This is a genomic window from Paenibacillus sp. J31R30, assembly GCF_059692115.1.
Genome location: NZ_JCAUAV010000007.1, coordinates 164973 through 186543 on the forward strand (window position 1 = coordinate 164973; position 21571 = coordinate 186543).

Sequence of the window (21571 nt, forward strand, 5' to 3'; positions counted from 1 at the left end):
CAGCCTATTGCGCGTCAGGACGAGGCGTAAGAGGCTGGATGTGCAGCTGCCTGCGCAGAACGGCAATGCCCTTGACCTGCTGCGTCCGGTCTTTTTTGCTTAATGACCGCTCAATTTTACCGCAAAATGTGATTTCAAGCTTTTGACTCTGTATACTTGCCCTTTCGAGCTGCTTGATCACCGATCGGAACATCGGAGCAAACAGTTTGATCCGAGCAAATGCGTGCGTTTTATCGGGAGTATTCTGTGAGATCGGCGCTGTATTGAGCACAATTTCCACCCATTGGTGGCCGTTACGATCAGGAAGCGGCTGGGAGATGCTGCTGAACGTTCCTCGCATGATGACGACATCTTTCGGCTTCGGAACTGAAAATTTGTTGTACAGCTGATCCCAGTTCCGGGCATACATGTCCGACCATCGTGTAGTTGTCCCGAATATGCGGAGCTCTAAATCGTTAACGGCTATGTTGCGCTCCCATTCGTGCGCAATTTTGGATAAAGCTTTTGCTGAATGGATATAGTCGGAAAGCTTCTTCTCCGCCCGATCATAATCGCCTGGCTGTTGGATTGGAATGAGATCGTCTGTGAGCAGCTCCATCAGCATATGTTTTAATTCGTTAGGTGCGGTGAGCTTTATTTTAAAATCTTTATTTGTGATGACGCCGTGTGAACGGCTGGAGGGCAATTTGAGTTTCGCGTGCATGCCCAAGTCGTACTCACACACTTCGCGATTAATCGTCCAATGTGTTTTCATCCCAATTTTGAGGTGAAAAAAATGAGGGATATACAACCCGTTTCGAAAATGAGCGTTTACAAAGGTAACGGGCACGCCACAGTATTCACAGATCAGATCGTTTCGGAGCGCAGCGTCCAACTCGGCGTCTTCCGCCGTAATGCGCCCACTAGTCGGGTGAAAGGCTGAATACATATGTAAATTCGATGACAAGTCAATGCCTCCCAAGTGTCGTATCATACCAATATAATACGATATATGAAAAAAGCTCAAGTAGTCCTTGAGCTTTTTTCAGCGTCTATTGATCATAAATGATTTGGTTGAATCCCGTGCATTCACGCAGGAAGTCGATAGGAGGACCGATACATGCTCGACCCTGTAAGATAATTCTAAAGTGACCATGAGCAATGTCGCCAAATTGCCCAATTAACTTCAATTCGGCGAGGAAAAGACCAAATTCTCCGCCAATAGCAAGTGTTGGATTCGCCAAACTGAGCGTGCCGCTGAAAACCTCTGCCCCAAATACTTTGAGCGTTCCTTTAATCGTAAGTCCTCTGGGATCAACATCTAGTTCTAGGCTTAAACCTGGAATTAAACGCACAGGGATACAAACATGACCTTGCGGGCATCTGGTAATCGGAGGGAGCAGCAAATTGTTAACGATGCGCTGCGTAAGTGTAAGGTTTTTGAATATCTTTTTTAGCTGTTTAAGAATGATACGCAATTTCTTCTTCGTTTCGGCATTATACTTACCGAACTTATAAAGACGAGCAACCATTTTAAAATTCATAACAACGTTTCGTTTAATCGTTTTTAACTGCATGATGATATTGTTTAAGTCTATGCTATTATTTTGTTTGCCTGAAAGAACGAGCTGCGTTCCGATCGTGTTCTGATTTATGAGAACTCTATTGTTGATAGCCTTCAGCTGTCGCATGATCAGCTGTAACAATGCATTCTTATTATTTTTGCATGAGCAGGCGTGTCGGAATTCATCTATTTTCTTTCTATTGAGAAGGACGCGAGTGTTAATCTCTATCATTTGTTTATAGATTTTGACGTAGACACGTTTATCCACTTGTTTAACTGCCAATGTTTTCACCCCCTTTTGCGGTACTTTAGTATATGTGCAGTTTCCTATTTTGGTATAGGACAAGGACATAGTGGACTTGGAGTAATTAGCAGGATGGATGAGTGGATAGGAATAATTGCCTAAAAAGGAAAGAAGCATGGTAAAATGAGGAAAGTAAATGGCAGAGAGAATGTTGCAGAATACTAACTTGAAATGAAAAAGAATACTGATCAGAGGTGGACAATGGACGACTCCAACGAAAAGCTCCAAGGCATTAATTTACAAAGAATCATCGCATTTTTTATCGATCAAACTTGGATTTCCGTCATAACGATATTGCCGATTCTCCTCAACTTCAACTCTTTAATGGAAGATCCGAGTAGTCTTTTTAAGATTTCCCCAATCGTTATGACGATAGCATTCTGTCTTTATTTATTCAAAGATTCATATAAAGGTGCAAGCATCGGGAAGCGAATTGTAGGACTCTCCGTCAAATCGCTCGATGGCCAAGAGGCCCCTAAACTACTAAATTTGATTCTCAGAAATAGTTTAACTTTCATTTGGCCTATCGAATTAATAGCCGTGTTAGCAAGCAAGGACGGGCGAAAACTTGGAGATCGTATCGCCCAAACAGTCGTATTTTCAACTGGAAAGAAAGTAAGCTTGCTGGTTAAAATTGTATTGCCTGTTTGTGTATTTATTTTGTTTGTTGGTTTTACTTTTACAATGACAATCACTCTGCTGAAAAATGATAGATCCTACGAGGTATCTAAACAGTTTATTAGAGAGAATAGTGAAGTTCGATCTCAACTTGGAGAAGTTATTTCTTTTGGTTTCATACCAATGGGCAGCGTCTCCAGAATTAACGGCAGAGGAGAGGCTGACTTTACGATGAAGGTGAAAGGTGCGATGAAAAGTGCTGCGATCCGCATTTATTTAACGAAGGAGCCCAGCAGTGATTGGCAGGTAACGGATTACAAGTTGGAATAATTGAAGATAGTCAGAGGTATGTTGTAAGTAACTGGCTATCTACCATGACTTTAGAAGAGTTAAAACAGGAGATTAAGGACCACATGACGTTTTACAACCACTACCGGTACCAGTGGAATATAAAAAAGATGCCCCCTGTTCAATACAGAGATCATCTTCTTCAATCTGCCTCGACTTTTTTGAGTGTCCTATAACGAAGGGGACAGTTTACTCCACGAATGTAGCAGAGCCGATACGAGTCCCCGTACTGAACCACTTCGCCAACGAGCTGAGCACCATGCTTAGTGAGTCTGGATACCATTTCGTCAATATCTTCAACGGCGAACATCCCGCGCTTTTTTAATATAAATGATGAACTTCTATATCTTTTTTATACTCTTTTAGATATTCCACGATTAATCGTCTATGGCAATGATGAGGCTTATGTTCGCTACATAAGAAGCAAACGGTCTCGTTTCCTCCCCAAAATTCGTCCAGTTTCTCCTCTATTTTTCGTTGAGCGATTAAATCGATAAAGCTTTTTTCAAACTCACTCCATGAAATTTGCTTCTTCTTTATGGCATCCAGCATCTCCTTGGTAGGCGCTAAATCAAGTTCATGCAAATAGGAAATGTCCACAAGTTCCAGTATGTATTTTAAATCTTCCTTTTTCGCATAGCCCGCAAGCTGAGACTCATTATTGAGTCTTGTATCGATAACTTTGGTCACCTGATGATCGCGCAAATGATGGATAAATGTCCTTAATGGCTTTTCCGTAAAACCGATTGTATATGTTGTGTTCACAGTAATCTCACCTTCTTTGATTATATGTTGTTACTTTAAAGATAAGCAAAATCCACCTACTTGTCCAACCTCGCCTTTTAATTACTAGGACTTCTAGTTATTCATCCACACCGAGTCTATTGGTTCCACATATGTTGTGGGGGAATACACCAATTGAATGGAGGGAGGGATAGCTATGCCCGGACTAGTACGTACAGTCAACGGAACGACCACCCTTTTTGCAACAGCTAGCATAAAATCTAAGCAAGAAGGCATTTTAAGCGCGAATTTAGGATTTGTTATAAACGCCAGACGAGGTGTCTCCGAGATTTTGCTGAACATCACGCAGAATGCATGCAATCTAGCAACATTCAAAATACAATCTTTGAATCGTACAAGCAGTAGACTTACAGCTACTTTTGGAAAGCAAGTGAAAGGTAGCTCAAGTGCCAATTTAATTATCCAAGATAAAAACGGCAATACTTCGGCGAAAGGCTTTATTAATAAGAAAGCAATCGTGCCCATTAGACTTGGATGCGGCTGCCAAACGGGGTGCTCTTGCTCGGGTACCCAAAAAATACGATTCAAAGACGGCACAACCTTGCATATCAGCATGGATAGATCTCTCCAACTTGCTCTGAAGCGACTATTTACTAAACTTGAGCGTGTGCTAATGAAGCTGATTCCGCAAAGCAAACGAGCGACGATGGATCCTGATTGTAAAGCAAGATGTATTCAGATTGGAAATAATTGCAAGGCTGCATGCGGTATCTTCGCAGTCTTATGCACACCGCTCTGTTTGAGTGCGCAGGCTGTTTGTATCATTAGCTGTTTGCCGACTTAGCGTTGTGACGATAGTCCGATATTTGAGACTGCCGATGTGCTCAAGGACCGCGTCATAGCCGACAGTTGCTCGCTTGAGCACAAATATTATGCTAAAGTCCCGAGTCACAGCCGACAGTTGCTCGCTTGAGCACAAATAACGTGCTCAAGGCCTGAGTCACAGCCGACTGTTGCTCGCTTGAGCACAAATAACGTGCTCAAGGCCCGAGTCACAGCCGACTGTTGCTCGCTTGAGCACAAATATTGTGCTCAAGGTCCGAGTCACGGCCGACAGTTGCTCGCTTGAGCACAAATAATGTGCTCAAGGTCTCAGTTGGCAGTTGCTTACTTGAGCACAAACTCCCCAACTTGTGGCATAAGGTATTCATAATCACTAGTGCCATCTAGTTCGGCTTGATTGAGGATTATTGGTGTCGACAGTCGAATTAGTTAGTTAATTTGAGACTGTCGATTAATTGTTAATTTTTTGATAATCTGCGAGAGACCACAAAATGTATGTGAAAAATCATATATAATGAGCTGCATTCACAAAGAATCAGCCAATTCTATTCGAAATTTCATATATATAACGTGATTTGAGTACTGATTTTGAATATTTATTCGATAAATCATACACATCCTCTGTAGGTGTCCGTTCACGTTAAAACTGCCCATATTTAATCGAAAGTCTCTAAATTCGGACTATATAGGAAATGTTATAGCCATGTGGCCACAAGAAAAAGCGTACATCCCAACCAATTGGGATGTACGCTTTTTTCCATAATCAACCTACTCTAATTATCACAAGCTCCTTTGGCTGCATTTCTCCTGAAATCTTGCCCGTCTCCACCTGGAGTTCAACAGACAACCCGTGCCAGATTTCAGAAACGCCCCTCAATTCCGGGTAACAATTCACCAACAGCTCACCCGTAATCGTTTCATCCGTATCGTTATAAAGCGTGTAAATCACGCTGGTCTCATCATCGCTTGGAAACATGTTGCAGTGTAAGCCGGCCTTCAATGTTGGATACAGCGGCAGCGGCTTGCTGCTTTGGAAGTTGGCTTTATTCGCCTTCCACACCTGTTTCCATTTCTTAATTTGAGCTTTGTGCTCAGCATGATAAGGCAGCCAACTGCCGAAGACATCCTGCCAGATTAGGATGCCTGTCCCGTTGAAGATAGCGCGCTTAATCAGCAAATCCTTACGGACGCCTACGTGCCAGCGCGAAATAATCGGGGAGAAATGCTCGGTCATGACGTAGCGGAAAGCATCCACTTCGGGCATGGATTCTCTATTTTTAAATTGATTCCAGGAACCGGTGATCAGCTTGATCTGATTCCGTTTCTTCGGGCGGACTTCGGAACAGAAGACAAAGCCCGGCTTAACTTCGTTAATCGCTTCGCGAAACCCGTCAGGTACGCTGTCCATCGTATCGAGGAAAACACCGTCGATATCAGTTTCCCTAACGACCTCAACGATGCTGAAGGTAGACTGTTTGGGAGATTCGTCAAATCCAATGTCCCACGGTTTGAACGGGAGGAATACTTTGACGTCCTTTGTGTGAAACTTCGCAACCAGTTCCTTCAGTCCTGTCATGCCGCCCGGAAAATCCTCGAAAAACTGCCACTGATTTCGACGATCGACACCGAGACGCGGATATTGGTGCCAGAGCAGCACAGAATCGTACCCGCCGAATGCTTCGCCATCCGCTAAGAACCGATCGACCTCAATCTCGTTCGTTTCGAAATTGTAAATCTCTTTGCTATACAAGTAAGTGAAATGCTGAATAAATGTGTCCCTGTACCACTGCAGTTCAGGCCGTTTATACTCCTGGAAGTTAATCGGCATACGAGCTTCTTGGCGCCACGCACTGAAAAACTCCGTCCAACCGTTATCAATAGCGGTGAATTTAATCTCCATCACATCAGCAAACACTTGATCAGGACGAAGCAGGAAGCGATGCTGCTGCAAATCGTTTAATGTCGTCCAAGGCTTCATGTCCATATTGCGATTCTGGACCCAGATGAACCAATTTTCGTTCAAATTGGGGAAGGCTAAACTGAACCCCTGCTGTTGATTGGGATGAAAGATGCCAAGAGGCATGGTGAATTCAACATGCATTTGAACAATGCTGCTGCCATCTCGCTTGGACTTAGGGTTCGATGGGAAGAAGTAGTGACTATCTTCGCCCTCTACAAGCTGAAGCTGGGCCAGATAAGGCATGCGCATATACACTTCGCGCGGTCCCCATTCATCCCATTCCGCTGCCAATTGGATCAGAAAACGGATCGACTGCTCCCCAAGATGATGCAGAAGAATCACTTTCGCGAACAATCGATTCTCTCCAACCTCCGTGCTAAGTTCGACAGAGATCATCTCTTCCGTAAGATCCGAGACAGTATCGACCTCGCCAACCACCCATTGGCTAGCAGGCACTGAATAACCACCCTCAACCTCCATGACGAATAATTCCCGCTGTTCGGCCGACAAAGCTTCGCGGACAGGAATCGCATGATGCTTCAATGAGTGCAAGCTGATGCCGTCGTTCACTTGAAGGGTGAAACCCATTTTCTCATTTTCAATGGTGATGCATCCGGTATGATTATCTGTTCGTATCATGGTGAGCCTCCTTCACGCAGCGGAATCCGACAGTTTCACAGCGATTCAAACCTTCATTCAACAATTGGAATTTTAGATGGAAATCGGTGGGGTGCGGACCACCCTCAGCGTGCCAAGTATGCTGGGCTTTGTAATAGGAGCCGCCGCGCAAGAATGTGAATTTATGCTGCGCGTCATCCACGACATCTGCCACCCATTCCCATGTGTTGCCGCTCATGTCGAAGCAGCCGTACGGGCTTGCACCCTCCGGATAGGCATCAACAGGCTGCGTATCCTGCCCTGCGTCATGGCAAAGATCTGCCCCAAAAGCCGTGCCCCACGGCCATTTTAATTTGTGATCGCCGCCTGCCGCGAGCTGCCACTCGATTTCTCTGGGAAGCCTGCTGCCATAGTGTGCAGCGTAAGCCTCAGCATCCCGCTGGCTGACCCAGATGACAGGATGATGTTCCTTGCCGATAGGCGGTTGCTTGTCCTGCCAATGCTTGAGAAAGTTGGTGTCATCGTCTGGCCAATACCCGCTGGCATCTAGAAATTGTTGAAATTGGTGATTGGTCACAGGGAAGCGATCTATATAAAAATCAGATACGGTCACGAATCGAGGACCGTGATCACATTGGCAGTCCCCTTCCATGATGCGGTGCTGCACGCGATAAATGTAGGATGTGCCTGGAATGAAAACGCGTTCATCGTAGGATGTGACATTTGCAATTGGATTGGAAGTCATGGGTAATCGTCTCTCCCTTAGGACAAGTTATAATGAGCTTTGAGATACATAAGCTAGTTGACAACGTTCACTAAGACCATTTACAATCAATCACAATCATATTTGATTAAACGGTTAACCACAAGGAGAAATTTTGGAGGACTGATTTTTATGAAGAGTACCTTTCAAGATTTGATGGATGCTGCCGGTCGGATGGGCAGGTTCAAAGAGACCATTGTTGAACGTGTTATCGAAGAAAATGCCGAGTACTGGGCAATGTACATGGAAACGGAACTGCTGCCTGGTGAATGGGTGAAAACGTATTTATGGTTAGGCTTTCCCAAAGGTGCGCATGCTTATCCAGCAGTCATGCATATTCATGGCGGGGGTAATCAGACGCTTAATCTTGACCATGTTAGGCATTTGGTGAGTCAAGGCTACGTTGCGCTAGGCTATGATTGGAAGGAAGAAATTAGCGGGGCGGACCGTTTTAGCGATTTGGCAAATATGCCACTTTCTGATATGGAAGATGAATATGACCCTTTACAATCGGTCATGCTAACGAGAGTCATTCATGCTAAGAAAATGGTTACTTGGTTAAGCTTGCGTGATGAAGTTGATCCCGATCGGATTGGCGTATTTGGTATATCCAGAGGCGGTACCATTACGTGGCTGCTTAATGCGTGGGACGATCGGCTGAAGGCAGCTGTTCCGATTTATGGCTGTGGGAAGCATTTGGCTCCTGGAAGACTGAATCGCAATATCCGAAAGGCACATAGCTTAGAAGATACCTTCGAATGGAACCGCATGTTGGACGGTGTAACGTTAGCTTCACGCCAGCAAGCGCCTGTTCTGGTGATGTCGGCCACCAATGACTACTGGGGCTGGATGGACGCCATTTGCGAGGCAGCGGTTCAAATCCCGCAGGAGAAGCGAGCTTTATTTTTTGCGGCTAACCAGAATCATCAGCTCGACCCATGGGCTGGAAAAACACTAGATCACTGGATGGCTGTGCATGTAAAAGGGGAAGGACAGAAGCGGCAAGCGCCGCGCGTCACACTCAGCCTTTCAACGATAGAAGGATATGACAGCCTGCGTGCTCATGCCATTTTAGATGCGTCAACCATGCTCCCAGAGAAACTCCGCTTTAGTTGGTCTTGGTGGGACTTTAGCGAAGTGCTTCCGCCGGGAAGATACTGGCATGTTGTAGAGGTGGATGCTTCTGCAGAAGCTAGTATTGAGATTCCCGTGGTGGATCCACAAATAAGCGGCTACATGTACATAGATGCCGTATACGCCGATGGCGTCAAAACGAGCTCTTTTCCTGTTCGCTTCTCACCGTCTTATATCGGCGTGAATGGAACGCAAGAGAAAACTAGCCTCGTATTGGCTGACTTCTCGAATGGTCTGGATGGATGGAGCTGCCCATTTATGCGAACGGAGCCCTATGATGCTGCATTTCAATATGCCTTTCTTGAACATCCGCAGGGAGGCAAAGCCTTAGGCATGGATGAGCCGGAAATCCCGTTTCAGCTGGCAACGAACAAGCTTGTGGATCCGATGATGGCAAGCTTAAGTGATACGAACAAGCTGCGTATCCAGTTATACAATGAACTCCCTGGGCGTTGGGCAGTCACTCTGTTATACCGTCCTGATCAAGCGGGGCAAAAAATCTGGACCCATGAGCTCACGGTGAATCCGGGGTGGTCGGAGTTAGACTTGCATCGGAGCGCGTTTCGCAGCGAGGAAGGGACAGAGCTTCCTTATTGGGATAAAGCGCAAAGGATCGTCATTTCCTATCAAGGATTATCGGAGATGAGTCCATTCGGAAGTGCCGCAATTGGGAAAATTTTATTCAATTAGGAAAAAAACATAGATTGACACCGTTTTCATTTTGAGATATTCTTAGTTTGCAAGTTTGCTTAATCGGTTAACCATTTTGATTAATCGGTTAATCATCGTACGTAGGTAGAAAGGGGTTGAATCCGATCACATGAGTGCCAAATTGAAACAAATATGGACTGACAAAACGCTTTACTTCATGCTTCTTCCTGGCTTGCTCTATTTTATTATCTTTCATGTATGGCCGATTATTGAGATGAAATTAGCCTTCTATGATTTTCGGATCATGGGGGATAACGTCTTTGTAGGATTCAAATATTTCAAAGAATTATTCAGTACACCGGTCTTTGCTCAAGTTATTAAAAACACATTAATTATCAGCGCGATGAAGATGTTTCTGATTTTTCCGATTCCAATCATTTTCGCTCTAATGCTGAATGAGTTCATGAATGGCAAGTTCCGCAAAGCGGTGCAAGTGATTTCGTACTTACCCCACTTTCTATCTTGGGTCGTTATCGCAGGGATCTGGTTCGAGTTCCTTTCCAAGTCAACGGGTGCAGTGAATGGGTTAATTCAGTTCTTCGGCTTCCCGGCACAAGACTTTCTAACGGATAAAGATTCCATTCGCTGGGTGCTTGTCGCAAGTGAAGCATGGCGTAACATTGGTTGGGATTCGATTATCTTCCTTGCTGCAATCCTTGGGATTAATCAAAGTCTCTACGAAGCAGCGTATGTCGATGGGGCTAGTCGTTGGCACATTATTACCCGCGTCGTACTTCCACATCTATATGTACCGATGGTGACCATCTTCATCCTTAACGTTGGTTTTATTATGAATGCTGGTCTGGATCAAGTGTTAAACTTCACGAACGATTCTGTAAATAGTCAGATCGATATCATTGATACTTACGTGTATCGCGTTGGTTTAATTAACGGGCAATATTCCTTTGCCACAGCAGCCAACTTGTTCAAAAGCGCAATTGGCGTAGTGCTCGTCCTTTCTACACATTTCATTTCCAAAAAACTCACCTCAAAAGGTGCATGGTAAGGAGGCAGTTTCATGGTAGGTAGAAAAATTACCGTACCCAAGTTGTTGATCGGGGCCATATTATCCGTCCTTACATTGACGATGTTTGTACCGATTATGAACATATTTGCTAAAGCATTTTCCAGCCCTGATAAAGTTCGCTTTATCCACGGCTATGATATTTGGCCAAAGGGCTTTTCCCTGATCCACTTTCAAGTTGTATTCAGCAATGAGCTGATCGGCAGGGCGCTTATGAACTCCTTGTTTATCACCATCGTCGGAACGATCTCAAGCGTTTTCTTTACGACGATTACAGCCTATGTGTTAACTCGTAAAAATTTGGTGGGTAAGACACCGCTGATGATTTTCCTCATCATCATTATGATTTTCGAGCCTGGGATCGTGCAAGAGTACATGGTGATCAAAGACCTTCATTTACTTGATAGTCTCTGGGCTATGGTGATCTACCGTACGATTAACGTGTTCTACCTCATCATTATGATGCGTTTCATTGAGGAGATTCCTGAATCCTTGTTGGAAGCCGCTAAGATCGATGGGGCTGGGCATATGCGAATTTTTACCCAGATCGTTTTGCCGTTATCCAAAATTCCCTTACTGACCATCAGCATGTTCTATATTGTCGCTAAATGGAATGAGTTTTTCAAATCAAGCATTTTCCTTTCCAGTCGTGAAAATACGGTTCTACAAGTACTGCTCAGACAGTTCATCGTAGAAGGTGATACCTCCGCATTGGTGGGTTCAGCTAATCTATTGCAAAATAACAACATTGCTCAGCTCGATTTCTCAGCTTTAAAGGCAGCGACCATTGTTATCGCGATGATCCCGATTCTTGTGCTATATCCCATTATTCTCAAACATTTTGCGAAGGGTGTAATGGAAGGCGGCGTTAAAGAATAGATGCTTTACCACTTAAGCTTGTGCTTAAGCTGCCAGTATTCTGGCGAAAAACTTTTAGGAGGAACAAACAATGAAAAAAGTGCTACTTACGTCGGTTGCAGCATTAATGATGCTAACCACAGCGTGCAGTTCCGGGGGGAACAAAACAACTGAAACAACGTCGCCAGCAGCAACAAATGCAGCGTCACAAGGTCCAGTAACACTAAACATTGTAGCGAAAGATTTCGCGGCAGACGATCCTAACGTTCAAAAGTTGGTAAAAGGCATTGAAGAAGGTATGAAAGCAGAAGGCAAAAACATTAAGCTGCAAATCGTACCGGTACAAAGCGGAACATATTCCGAGAAACTAGGCCTATTACTGCAAGGCGGAAATATTCCTGACTTGATGTACTTCCAAGGTGGAGACTATCAATTCGCAGTTACACAAAAAATCTTAACAGATTTGACGCCTTACATTGAAAAGTCCACGAATGTGAAAGCTTCTATGAGCGATTACAACAAAGAAAGAATGAAAAATTACCCTTACCTGTTGTGGCTATCCCCAATTAACAGTGCCGTTCCAGTTGTCCGCACGGATTGGTTGGATAAAACAGCATCTGGTAAAGAAGTGTTAGCTAATCCAACACCAGATAATTACTACACGTTCTTTAAAGAATTGAAAGATAAAAACGGCGCGAAATACGCTTATACAACAGCAGGCAACTTAGATGAGCTTGATGTGATGTTTGCACAATCTTTTGGACTAACATCCACATGGTTGAAAGGCGCGGACGGCAAGTATGTATACAGCAGAACAAGCGCAGCTGAGAAAGAAAAGTTGGCCTTTTATGCGAAGTTGTACAAAGATGGTTTGCTCGATCCGGAATATTTGACGAAAAAGTTCGATACGAAAGAAAAAGCTTTCTATGACGGCCAAGCAGCGGTAGTCGCTGGTACACAAGGTAAAGTTATTGACATTTATAACACGAAAATGACAGGACAAAATGGCGCTAATGCCAAGCTAACTCCGCTGCCACCTGCAAAAGGAAAAGCACAAGGCTATACGCCGGTTGATATCAGTAAAGAAAGCCGCGGATTTGCGATTTCTGCTGGTTCCAAGAATAAAGACGCAGCTTTCTCTGTACTTGAGTATATGGCTAGTCCAAAAGGACAAATGCTGGACAAGCTTGGTATTGAAGGCCAAGAATACACAATCGTTGATAACAAAATTAAACTAACAGATAAATTCGCTTCCTGGTTCCCGCATTTCGTAGAGTCCACAAGCAACTTCAAACCGGACAAAGCGTTTGACCCAGCAACGCCTTACCTATCTGCACCGGCAGTGAAATCTTTGGAAATGTTCACTTCCATGTCCACCAAAGATAATGCGTTTATTATGCCTGCTGATTTGGCAGCAAAATGGGATGCAGCGCTTGCTGTTTACAAAGGATTTGCGGCTGATGTCGTAACAGGTAAGAAAACAGTAGCAGATTTCGATAAGTTTGTTGAGCAATGGAATGCAGCTGGCGGTAAAGATGTTACAGAATACGCGAACAAAACAATTAAATAAATAGAACTGCAAAGTGTGGGGCAGGGATGCCTCACACTCCCTGTAGAGGGAGTGGAGAGAAATGATTACTTTTGCTGAGAGAGTTAAAGGTGTAGTCTTCGGTACAGCTTATGGCGATGCTATGGGCGCTGTTGTAGAGAAGTTAACGTATGGTGAGATTAAAAGCAGGTACGGCCGAGTGGATACCACGATGACGAAGTGGTGGAAAGCGGATTGGCCGGAAGCTGCAAGGCTTGGCCGAATGAGAGGCGAAGGTATCGTGACTGACGATACATTAATGACGCTTGCTCTGATGAACGTGTATTGCACGGAACAGCGTCATCTGGACGCTTATGATCTTGCCAATGAGTTCGTGAAGGAAATTGCCTTCCGACCTAGATATATTCCGGAGTTTGGAAAAGAAGCGTTAATTATGGATAGGCTCTTCTATCCAGAGAAGCACATTTTCAATCGCCATGTCTTAGCGAATTGCGAGCCGCGCGAAGGCGGATACGGCAACATGGTTAACTGCGGCGCGGCAATGTACATTGCCCCAATCGGAATTGTTAACGCATGTAATCCGAAAGCAGCTTACGATGAAGCCATTTTGTTTGCTTCTGGACATCAAGTCAGCTATGGCTTAGAAGCGGCCGGCGTAATGGCTGCCTGTGTGGCCCAAGCGTTCGTACCGGGCACAACGGTGCAAGATATCGTGGATACGGCTTTGCGCTATGCCAAAGACGGCACCAAAAAAGCGATTCAAGACATCTGCGAAGCTGCGGCTGAACTGAAACAAGAGAAAGAAGATCGCGATAAAGTCGTCGCTCGTTTTCATGCAGTTATTGCTCGTTATTCTCCTATGGGAGACGATGTGACGCGAAGCATTGATAAAGTAGGCATTCCTTCTAATCATTATACGCCTAGTCGTTTGTTTGCAATTGAAGAACTTCCGCTAGCATTAGCTTATATCGTTTTACATGATGGGAATATGCTGGAAGCTGTGAAAGATGGCGTCAGCTCTGGCCGCGATACCGATTCGATCGGTGTCATGATCGGTGCCATTCTCGGCGGGATGCAAGGTGTAGCCGCGATTCCAGCGTCGGAGATTGCTGTGTTGGAATCAGCGAATAAGCAAGACATCGCGCACAATTGTGATCGTTTTGTCGATGCTGCAACAGCGATTATTACAGAAGATTTAACAATGAATATGCGAAGACAAGATCAGCTTCGTTTTAAATAAATAAAGGGGTGTTTGGTGTGATACCATCAAATTATTTGGAGAAATTGTATGCTGGTTACTTAGGCATGAATATCGGGATCAGGATCGGGGCGCCTGTTGAGCCAACGATTTGGACGTACGAAAGAATTAGAGATACCTACGGTGAAATCACCGACTATGTTAAAGATTACAAAAATTTCGCTGCAGACGATGATGCAAATGGTCCTTTCTATTTCTTAAGAGCACTCTATGATGATGCCAAAGATCGCGATATTACACCGAATGATGTTGCTCGTGCTTGGCTGAACTACACGCGTGAAGGCATTGGTATGTTCTGGTGGGGCGGTTATGGGATCAGTACGGAGCATACGGCTTACATCAATTTGAAAAAAGGCGTTCCGGCTCCTCAATCAGGTTCCATCGAACAAAACGGTCTAATTATGGCTGAGCAAATTGGCGGTCAAATCTTTATCGATACATGGGGCTTGGTAAACCCAGGCAATCCGAAGAAAGCGGCTGATTTCGGCGAAGCTGCTGCACGGGTATCCCATGATGGCGAAGGCGTATACGGCGCTAGATTTTTCTGCGCGGCGATTTCTGCCGCTTTTGAAACGAGTAACATTAATGAGATCATCGAAGCAGGTCTTGCTCAAATTCCTGCAGAGTCCACGTATAACAAAGTCGCAAGAGCTGTATTGAAATTCCACGCTGAGCAGCCTGATGATTTCAGAGCTTGCCGCGATATGCTTGAGCGGGATTGGGGTTACGATAAATACAGAGGCGTTTGTCACATGATTCCGAATGCCGGCGTATGTATTTTGTCGATGATTTATGGTCAAGGTGACTTCAATCGTACGGTTGAAATCGCAACGATGTGTGGCTGGGATACGGATTGTAACGCAGGTAACGTAGGTACGGTTCTAGGGGTTGCTTGTGGAATTTCGGGTATTGCTGATAAATATCGTAAGCCAATCAACGATTCCATCGTGATGTCAGGTATTTCCGGTTACTTAAATATCTTGGATATTCCTACGTACGCGAAAGAGCTTGCGATTCTTGGTTATAGACTAGCTGGTGAGGCTTGTCCGCAGGAGCTTACGGATAGCTTCGTTGAAGATGAAATCTATTTTGATTTCGATCTGCCAGGTTCCACGCATAACTTCCGTGTATCGGATCCGTTCTTCTGTATAACGAAGCATTCTTCGGAGAAAGCATTTAAAGGTAAGGGTTCACTTGAAGTCATATTTGACCGTATGACGCGTGGCGAGCTGTCCAAAATTTTCTACAAGCCTTTCTACACACGTGATGAATTTAGTGATGAAAGATATTCCCCTGTATTCTCACCGAAAGCTTTCTCAGGTCAAACGGTATCCATGAAAATTTATCTCGACCAATGGGGCGGGAATGAATTGATGGGTGTTGCTCCTTACGTACGATTGGCTAACAGTAAGAAAGAGTTAGTACAGGGTTATGTGAAGCTGGTGAACAATGATTGGCTTCATCTTGAATTCCAAATTCCAGACTCCGAAGGTGAATTGATTGACGAAGTTGGGATCGTATTGGAAGCTTACTCGACACGTAAACCAAAAAGTCTAGGACGTATTTTCATTGACCAGTTCAGAATTTATGGTAAAGCGGATTATACGATTGACTTTGCTAAGCAAGCGATCAATTTCGGCTGTATCACACCGTTTGCTCATAACTTAGGCGCATGGAGCATTGAAAATGGTGCAATGTACCTCATGACGGCGGAAACAGCAGAAGCTTACACAGGTGCGTACTTCGCCAAGGATTATAGCTATACCGTCAATGTAAAGCCTCATGTAGGTTTATCCCATTTGGCAGCTGTTCGAGCACAAGGTGCAATGCGCGGTTATCATGTTGGCTTTGACGGAGAGAACGAAGTTTCCTTCTATATTAATGATTTTGGGTTCAAGAAGCTAGCAAGTGTATCTTACCCTTGGCAGCATGAGCAAGATTATGTTTTCACAGTGACTGTACAAGGAAGTACAATTACTCTATATATTAATGAAGAAGAAGTGATAAAGCATACCGATAACACCTTTGAATATGGTATGTTTGGTGTTAGTACAATTGCTGCGGCAAGGACATCTTATAGCAACATAAGATTAACCGAGATTTAGTAAGATGACACCGCTGGGATGGTAGCTGATAGAGGCCATTTCAGCGGTTTCCCTTATGCTGTCAGCCAATTGATGCGTTAGAAACTCGATGGCGAATTGGGGATGGGATGAGAACATGGTTCGAGAGAAAAAACCTACATTAAAAGAAATTGCCGAGCTTGCGGGTGTAACCAAAGCGACGGTTTCGATGGTGCTGAATAATACAGGAAGAGTCAGTCAGGAGCTGCGGGAAAAAGTGAAACGGCTTGCCGATGAGCTTGATTATCGCCCTAATGTTATTGCTCAAGGCTTGGCTCGTCAGCATATGAAACTGATCGGCATGGTGATTCCGTCCTTTCATGATGACTTTAGTCATGAGGTGTTTTTGGGCATCGAAAATTATGCCAAAGAGCGCGGCTACAAAATCTTAGTGGGTCTCACGAACAATGAAGGTGAAGCGGAGGACAGCATTATTGAAGAATTTTTGCAGCTGAATAGTGCGGGGCTGATCATTCATCCTTCTCCCAATGTTGACAGTAAAGAGCGCATGTATCAGAAGCTTCAGCAAGAGAAGGTTCCTTTTGTATTTTATACGCGTTATCCCATAGATGGTAATACCGATTATAACCGTGTCCTCTGTGACGATGTGCTTGGGGGAAGGTTAGCTACAGAGCATTTGCTTGAAAAAGGTCATAAACGGATCGCTTTTTATACGAATCGCTATGTGAAGCATACGAATGACTCCATCAATAAGAAAACAGGGTATGAGTTAGCACACAAAGAAGCCGGCCTGGCAGTGGATCCGCAGCTTTCGGTCAGCTCGGATATGTTCTCCGCTGACAATCCGATCAGTGACTGGGTTCGGGCGCATCAAGTAACGGCCATATTCGTATCAACGGACTATACCGCGATTAATATCATGGAAAGGCTGCAAAATAGCGGCATTCGGGTTCCAGAGGATGTTGCGATTGTCGGCTACGATGATATTCGTATGGCTAAGTTATGTACCCCTAAGCTGACAACAGTCCGAGTGCCTAAGAAGGAAATCGGAATGAAAGCAGCGGAGCTGGTATTGTCGATGATTGAGCATCCGATTCTGCGTCACAAACATGAAACGATCGAGACGCCAGAGCTAGTGGTCAGAAGGAGCAGTTAAGCCTATGGAAACAAAGTTTGTTCGGAACCGTGTGGAAAAAGTAAGACGTTCTACACTCATTGTCCCTGGCAATGTGGAACGGTTTATTCAGAAAGCAGTAACGCGCGGCGCAGATACGGTACAGCTTGATTTGGAAGATAGTGTTCCTATCGAGCAGAAGGACATCGGCCGTCAGATGGTGCGTGAAGCATTGAACACGATGCCTTTAACTTCTACACAAATCAATGTGCGATTGAATAATGCATGGGAGATGTGTGAGAAGGATTTAACTTGTTGTGTCGCTCCGCGGCTGCACAGTGTAACCATTCCTAAAGTGGAAGATGTCGATATCATTCGTAACGTTGAGGCGAAATTGACGGATTTGGAACGGGAGCGCGGCTTGTCTGCAGGACATACAGAAATCTCGATTCTGATTGAATCCGCACTAGGATTGTCTCGCTTAGGCGAACTGCTTGCGGCGAGTGATCGCATTAGTACGGTAACGCTCGGGAATGAAGATTTCTGTCTCGATTTGGGGATTGAAGCCTCATCGACAGGCGAGGAGTTATTTCCGTATTATGCGCAAGTTGTTTTACAAGCACGAATTCATCAAGTGATGCCGCTTGGTTTCGTGTCTTCGATTGCCGACTTTCGGAATTTAGATAACTTCAGACGTTTAGCGGAGAAAAGTAAGCAACTCGGCTTTATGGGCAGCTCCTGCATTCATCCAGACCAAGTAGCTATTCTCAACGAGGTGTACACGCCGCTGCAGGAAGAGATCGAGAGAGCTATTGGCATTGTCCAAGCTTATGAAGAAGCACAGCAGCAGGGCAGATCGTCCTGTTCCTATATGGGTAAAATGGTTGATCCTCCCGTTTATTTGCGGGCGCAATTATTACTGAAACGCAACACAATTCTGGTTGGCAAGGAGTGAATGACAAATGAATACAGCTTTTGGGCGGATGTTAAATCCGTTATCCATCGCCGTCGTCGGTGCCAGTGAGAAAATGAATTACGGTGGCCGCTTAATGAAAAATTTGCTGACGCAAGGTTACGCGGGGCAATTATTTCCCGTCAATCCAACAAGCAAAGAAATATTCGGCGTACCTTGTTACGCTTCACTTGATGATATTCAGGCAGAGATCGATTTGGCTGTCATTATTGTAAAGGCTGAGCTTGTCGAGTCCCTGCTTGCACAATGTGAGGCAAAAAAAGTCGGTTCTGTCTTAATTATCAGCGCCGGGTTTCGAGAGGCAGGGACAGAGGCAGGCGAACAGCGCGAGCATATGTTAACTGCATGGTCAGAACGGACAGGTATTCCAATCTGTGGGCCGAACTGCTTGGGGATTAGCTCCAGCAAGGTGGACTTGTGGGCGAGCTCTGCTTCCTCCATTGGTGAAAGCAAGCGTGTCGGCGGATCTGTCGGTCTTATTTCACATAGCGGTGCTACGGCGTTCGGTCCTTTGCTGAATCGTGCCAATGATTACGGAGTTGGCTACCGTTATATCGTTTCGACCGGTAATGAAGCAAGTGTCTCGATGACACAGTTTGCCGATTTCATGCTGGACGATCCTGATGTGACTGCAGTAGGATTATTCATTGAAGGCATCAAGGATGGGAAAGCCTTCGCTAAGCTAGCGGATAAAGCACTTAAGCTGGGCAAACCGCTTATTACGCTGAAGATTGGTGAATCTGCTGTTGGACAAAAAGCAGCAGCAAGCCACACCGCTTCGATGACTGGCGATCAGCAAGTATTCGATGCTTTCTGCCGTCAAAAAGGTATCCTAGCAGCGAAAGATTACGAAGAATTCATCGCGCTTGTGAAAAGCAGTGAATATAGCAAGCCGCTTACGGGGCGCCGCTTCGCTGTATTATCGCATTCCGGCGGTATCGGCGGATTCGTTGGCGACAAAATGGGCGCTGTCGGACTAAGTGTACCCCAGCTCCAAGCAGATACCGTTACCCGCATTGATACGCTGCTGACTGGATTTGGAACGGCGAACAATCCGCTCGATTTGTCCGGTACGATGCAAACGGAACAAATTCTGGAGATTCATGCCGCGCTTGAAGACGAGGCGGAATTGAACGGAATTGTATACGCAACGCACGGGAAATCACCGCTAACAGAACGCCTAGGCGCGCTGGATCGTTCATCCAATAAGCCGTTGTTCTGGTTGTGGACAGGAAGTCTGGAAGATCCGGAATTGCAAGGCGTTAAGAAGCTGCCAATTCCACTCTTCTTTAATCCGAAGCAGCTAGCATCCACGCTTACACGTTTGGTCGAATTTTATGAACGTTCTCAAGGTGCTGAATTAAGCGAAGAACTTGCAGCCAATCGTACGACGATAGACGGCGCAGCGCAATTGCAGGAATTTGCGAAAATGACGAGTTCGTTGACACTGACGGAGATCGAAGGCAAGCAGGTGCTTCAATCCGTCGGTATCTCCGTGCCAGAGAGTTATTTCTTAGCGGTGGATGGCGATATCGAGTCGTTCCTAACGTCCATGCCTTTTGATGGCAAACGCTATGTGGCGAAGCTTGTTTCACGAACGATTACCCATAAAAGCGATAGCGGCGGCGTGGCTTTGAACCTGAATCAGCCGGAGCAGGTGCGGGAATTCTTTGAGCGTCGCATTCAGCAAAGTGCAGACACAGCTGATGTAGATGGTATGCTGTTGGAGGAAATGGTTGGCGACAAAATCGAGTTGATCCTAGGGTCGACGAATGATCCGATCTTCGGACCTGTTGTGCTGATTGGTCTTGGCGGTGTACTAACCGAGCTGTTCCAACTCGTTACTTGGCGTGTGGCTCCTTTCGACAAAGAGGAAGCGAAGCGCATGCTCGGCGAAATTAAGGGGCTTGAGAAGTATTTGCAAGGCTTCCGCAACATACCTGAAACAGATATGGAAGCTTTACTTGATACCTTGGTCACTTTCTCCTACTGGGTATATGAGCAGCAGGATACGATTGAAAGTGTCGAGATTAATCCGCTTGCTGTATTACCGAAAGGTGAAGGGGTTAACGCGCTCGATTGTGTCATTACATTGAAATCAGATACTGAGCAAGCGGTGTACAGCGAAATCTAGGGGGTGCAGCATGCAGAAAAAGACAGCAAAAATCGTCGTGGTTGGCAGCATCAATATCGACCTCGTCGTGAAGTCTGAACACATTCCGGTCGCCGGTGAAACCGTGATAGGGCAGGAATTCGTCATGATCCCCGGCGGCAAGGGAGCCAACCAAGCCGTTGCTGCCGCGCGGTTAGGTGCACAGGTTGAAATGGTTGGCTGTGTAGGCGGCGACGCTTTCGGTAAACAGATGCTGGAGCAATTAGCCAATGAAGGCGTAGGCACATCCTACGTCACCGTGGATCCTCAGCAAACGACGGGTGTGGCGCTCATTCAAGTGCAAGAAGGGGAAAACCGGATTACGGTTGTCCCAGGTGCGAATGCCAGCGTGACGCCAGCGCATGTAGACCTTGCCAAGGATGCGTTTGTTGGCGCAGATGTTTTGCTTGTCCAACTTGAGATTCCGCAAGAGACGGTTTTGCGTGCAGTTCAAGTGGCGCAAATGCATGGCGTGAAGGTGATCTTGAACCCCGCGCCAGCTGCGGTGCTGCCGGAGGAGATTTGGCCGTTCGTTGACTTAGTGACGCCGAATGAGACAGAAGCAGCCATTCTGACTTCTGGACAGCTTGCGGGTTCAGATGATGCGGGCATAATCGACGGGCTGCGCAGCTTGACGAAATCCGATGTGATCATTACCCAAGGGGAAAAAGGGGTTTCCTATCACTTGAATGGGGTCTCAGGAACTTACCCTGCCTATCGTGTTAACGTGGTGGACACGACGGCAGCCGGCGATTCCTTCAATGCGGCATTGGCGGTATGGCATGGAGAAGGCTACACCCTGGAGCAATCGATTGCATTCGCGGCAAAAGTTGGCGCGCTGACGGTATCGAGCTTCGGTGCTCAAACCTCGCTGCCGACACGACAAGAAGTGGAGCAGTTTGAAGGTATTTTAAACAAGTAGATTACGAGTAAAATGAATCGAATTGAACCGAACCAGCAGACGTGGCGTTTG

17 protein-coding genes and 1 pseudogene are annotated in these 21571 nt (G+C 45.6%); 13 read left to right on the forward strand and 5 right to left on the reverse strand.

Annotated features, from left to right (window positions below):
- Nucleotides 1–4 precede the first annotated feature (4 nt).
- Together AC58QO_RS22555 and AC58QO_RS22560 are read right to left on the reverse strand one after the other, a co-directional pair.
- The gene (locus AC58QO_RS22555; protein ID WP_497269442.1) at nt 5–946 is read right to left on the reverse strand and encodes a hypothetical protein; all 942 of its coding nucleotides are present in this window, start codon (nt 944–946) and stop codon (nt 5–7) included.
- 85 nt (nt 947–1031) lie between these two features.
- Nucleotides 1032–1826 carry a hypothetical protein gene (locus tag AC58QO_RS22560; RefSeq protein ID WP_497269444.1) on the reverse strand — a complete coding sequence of 265 codons (795 nt, stop codon included), beginning with the start codon at nt 1824–1826 and terminating at the stop codon, nt 1032–1034.
- A 222-nt stretch (nt 1827–2048) separates the two neighbouring features.
- Here AC58QO_RS22560 and AC58QO_RS22565 point away from each other — a divergent pair, with 222 nt between their 5' ends.
- Both AC58QO_RS22565 and AC58QO_RS22570 read left to right on the forward strand, forming a co-directional pair.
- On the forward strand, nt 2049–2795 hold the full coding sequence (locus tag AC58QO_RS22565) for a cytochrome c oxidase assembly factor Coa1 family protein (RefSeq protein WP_497269445.1): 747 nt from the start codon (nt 2049–2051) through the stop codon (nt 2793–2795).
- A 47-nt stretch (nt 2796–2842) separates the two neighbouring features.
- Nucleotides 2843–2989 (forward strand): annotated as a pseudogene (locus AC58QO_RS22570) (IS3 family transposase); the annotation flags it as partial.
- Between the two features lie 145 nt (nt 2990–3134).
- On the opposite strand, the gene AC58QO_RS22575 reads toward AC58QO_RS22570, so the two are convergent.
- Nucleotides 3135–3578, reverse strand: a complete 444-nt coding sequence (locus AC58QO_RS22575; RefSeq protein ID WP_497269447.1) for a DUF488 domain-containing protein — start codon at nt 3576–3578, stop codon at nt 3135–3137.
- A 175-nt stretch (nt 3579–3753) separates the two neighbouring features.
- Between AC58QO_RS22575 and AC58QO_RS22580 the strand changes: the two genes are divergently transcribed.
- A complete protein-coding gene (locus AC58QO_RS22580; RefSeq protein WP_497269449.1) occupies nt 3754–4401 on the forward strand; it encodes a hypothetical protein in 648 nt (215 codons plus the stop codon).
- A 762-nt stretch (nt 4402–5163) separates the two neighbouring features.
- Here AC58QO_RS22580 and AC58QO_RS22585 read toward each other — a convergent pair.
- Nucleotides 5164–6999: a hypothetical protein gene (locus AC58QO_RS22585; protein ID WP_497269451.1), complete on the reverse strand. Its 1836-nt coding sequence runs from the start codon at nt 6997–6999 to the stop codon at nt 5164–5166.
- Nucleotides 6983–7723 (reverse strand): formylglycine-generating enzyme family protein, encoded by a 741-nt coding sequence (locus AC58QO_RS22590; RefSeq protein WP_497269453.1) that lies wholly within the window; start codon nt 7721–7723, stop codon nt 6983–6985. The genes AC58QO_RS22585 and AC58QO_RS22590 overlap by 17 nt, the downstream gene beginning before the upstream one ends.
- A 150-nt stretch (nt 7724–7873) precedes the next feature.
- Between AC58QO_RS22590 and AC58QO_RS22595 the strand changes: the two genes are divergently transcribed.
- The 10 genes from AC58QO_RS22595 (at nt 7874) to rbsK (ending at nt 21520) form a co-directional block, all read left to right on the forward strand.
- On the forward strand, nt 7874–9565 hold the full coding sequence (locus tag AC58QO_RS22595; RefSeq protein WP_497269455.1) for a dienelactone hydrolase family protein: 1692 nt from the start codon (nt 7874–7876) through the stop codon (nt 9563–9565).
- Nucleotides 9566–9695: 130 nt separating this feature from the next.
- A complete protein-coding gene (locus tag AC58QO_RS22600) occupies nt 9696–10592 on the forward strand; it encodes an ABC transporter permease (protein ID WP_497269457.1) in 897 nt (298 codons plus the stop codon).
- Nucleotides 10593–10604: 12 nt separating this feature from the next.
- On the forward strand, nt 10605–11489 hold the full coding sequence (locus AC58QO_RS22605; protein ID WP_497269458.1) for a carbohydrate ABC transporter permease: 885 nt from the start codon (nt 10605–10607) through the stop codon (nt 11487–11489).
- A gap of 70 nt (nt 11490–11559) precedes the next feature.
- The gene (locus AC58QO_RS22610) at nt 11560–13038 is read left to right on the forward strand and encodes an extracellular solute-binding protein (RefSeq protein WP_497269460.1); all 1479 of its coding nucleotides are present in this window, start codon (nt 11560–11562) and stop codon (nt 13036–13038) included.
- Between the two features lie 61 nt (nt 13039–13099).
- Complete coding sequence (locus AC58QO_RS22615) at nt 13100–14257, forward strand: ADP-ribosylglycohydrolase family protein (protein WP_497269462.1); 1158 nt, start codon at nt 13100–13102, stop codon at nt 14255–14257.
- Nucleotides 14258–14274: 17 nt separating this feature from the next.
- Entirely contained in the window at nt 14275–16380 is a 2106-nt protein-coding gene (locus AC58QO_RS22620; RefSeq protein ID WP_497269464.1) for an ADP-ribosylglycohydrolase family protein, read from the forward strand.
- Nucleotides 16381–16495: 115 nt separating this feature from the next.
- Nucleotides 16496–17515, forward strand: a complete 1020-nt coding sequence (locus AC58QO_RS22625; protein WP_497269466.1) for a LacI family DNA-binding transcriptional regulator — start codon at nt 16496–16498, stop codon at nt 17513–17515.
- 4 nt (nt 17516–17519) lie between these two features.
- Entirely contained in the window at nt 17520–18428 is a 909-nt protein-coding gene (locus AC58QO_RS22630; protein WP_497269468.1) for an HpcH/HpaI aldolase/citrate lyase family protein, read from the forward strand.
- Between the two features lie 7 nt (nt 18429–18435).
- Nucleotides 18436–20580, forward strand: a complete 2145-nt coding sequence (locus AC58QO_RS22635) for an acetate--CoA ligase family protein (RefSeq protein WP_497269470.1) — start codon at nt 18436–18438, stop codon at nt 20578–20580.
- A gap of 10 nt (nt 20581–20590) precedes the next feature.
- Nucleotides 20591–21520: a ribokinase gene (rbsK, locus tag AC58QO_RS22640; protein ID WP_497269472.1), complete on the forward strand. Its 930-nt coding sequence runs from the start codon at nt 20591–20593 to the stop codon at nt 21518–21520.
- The last annotated feature ends 51 nt before the right edge of the window (nt 21521–21571 follow it).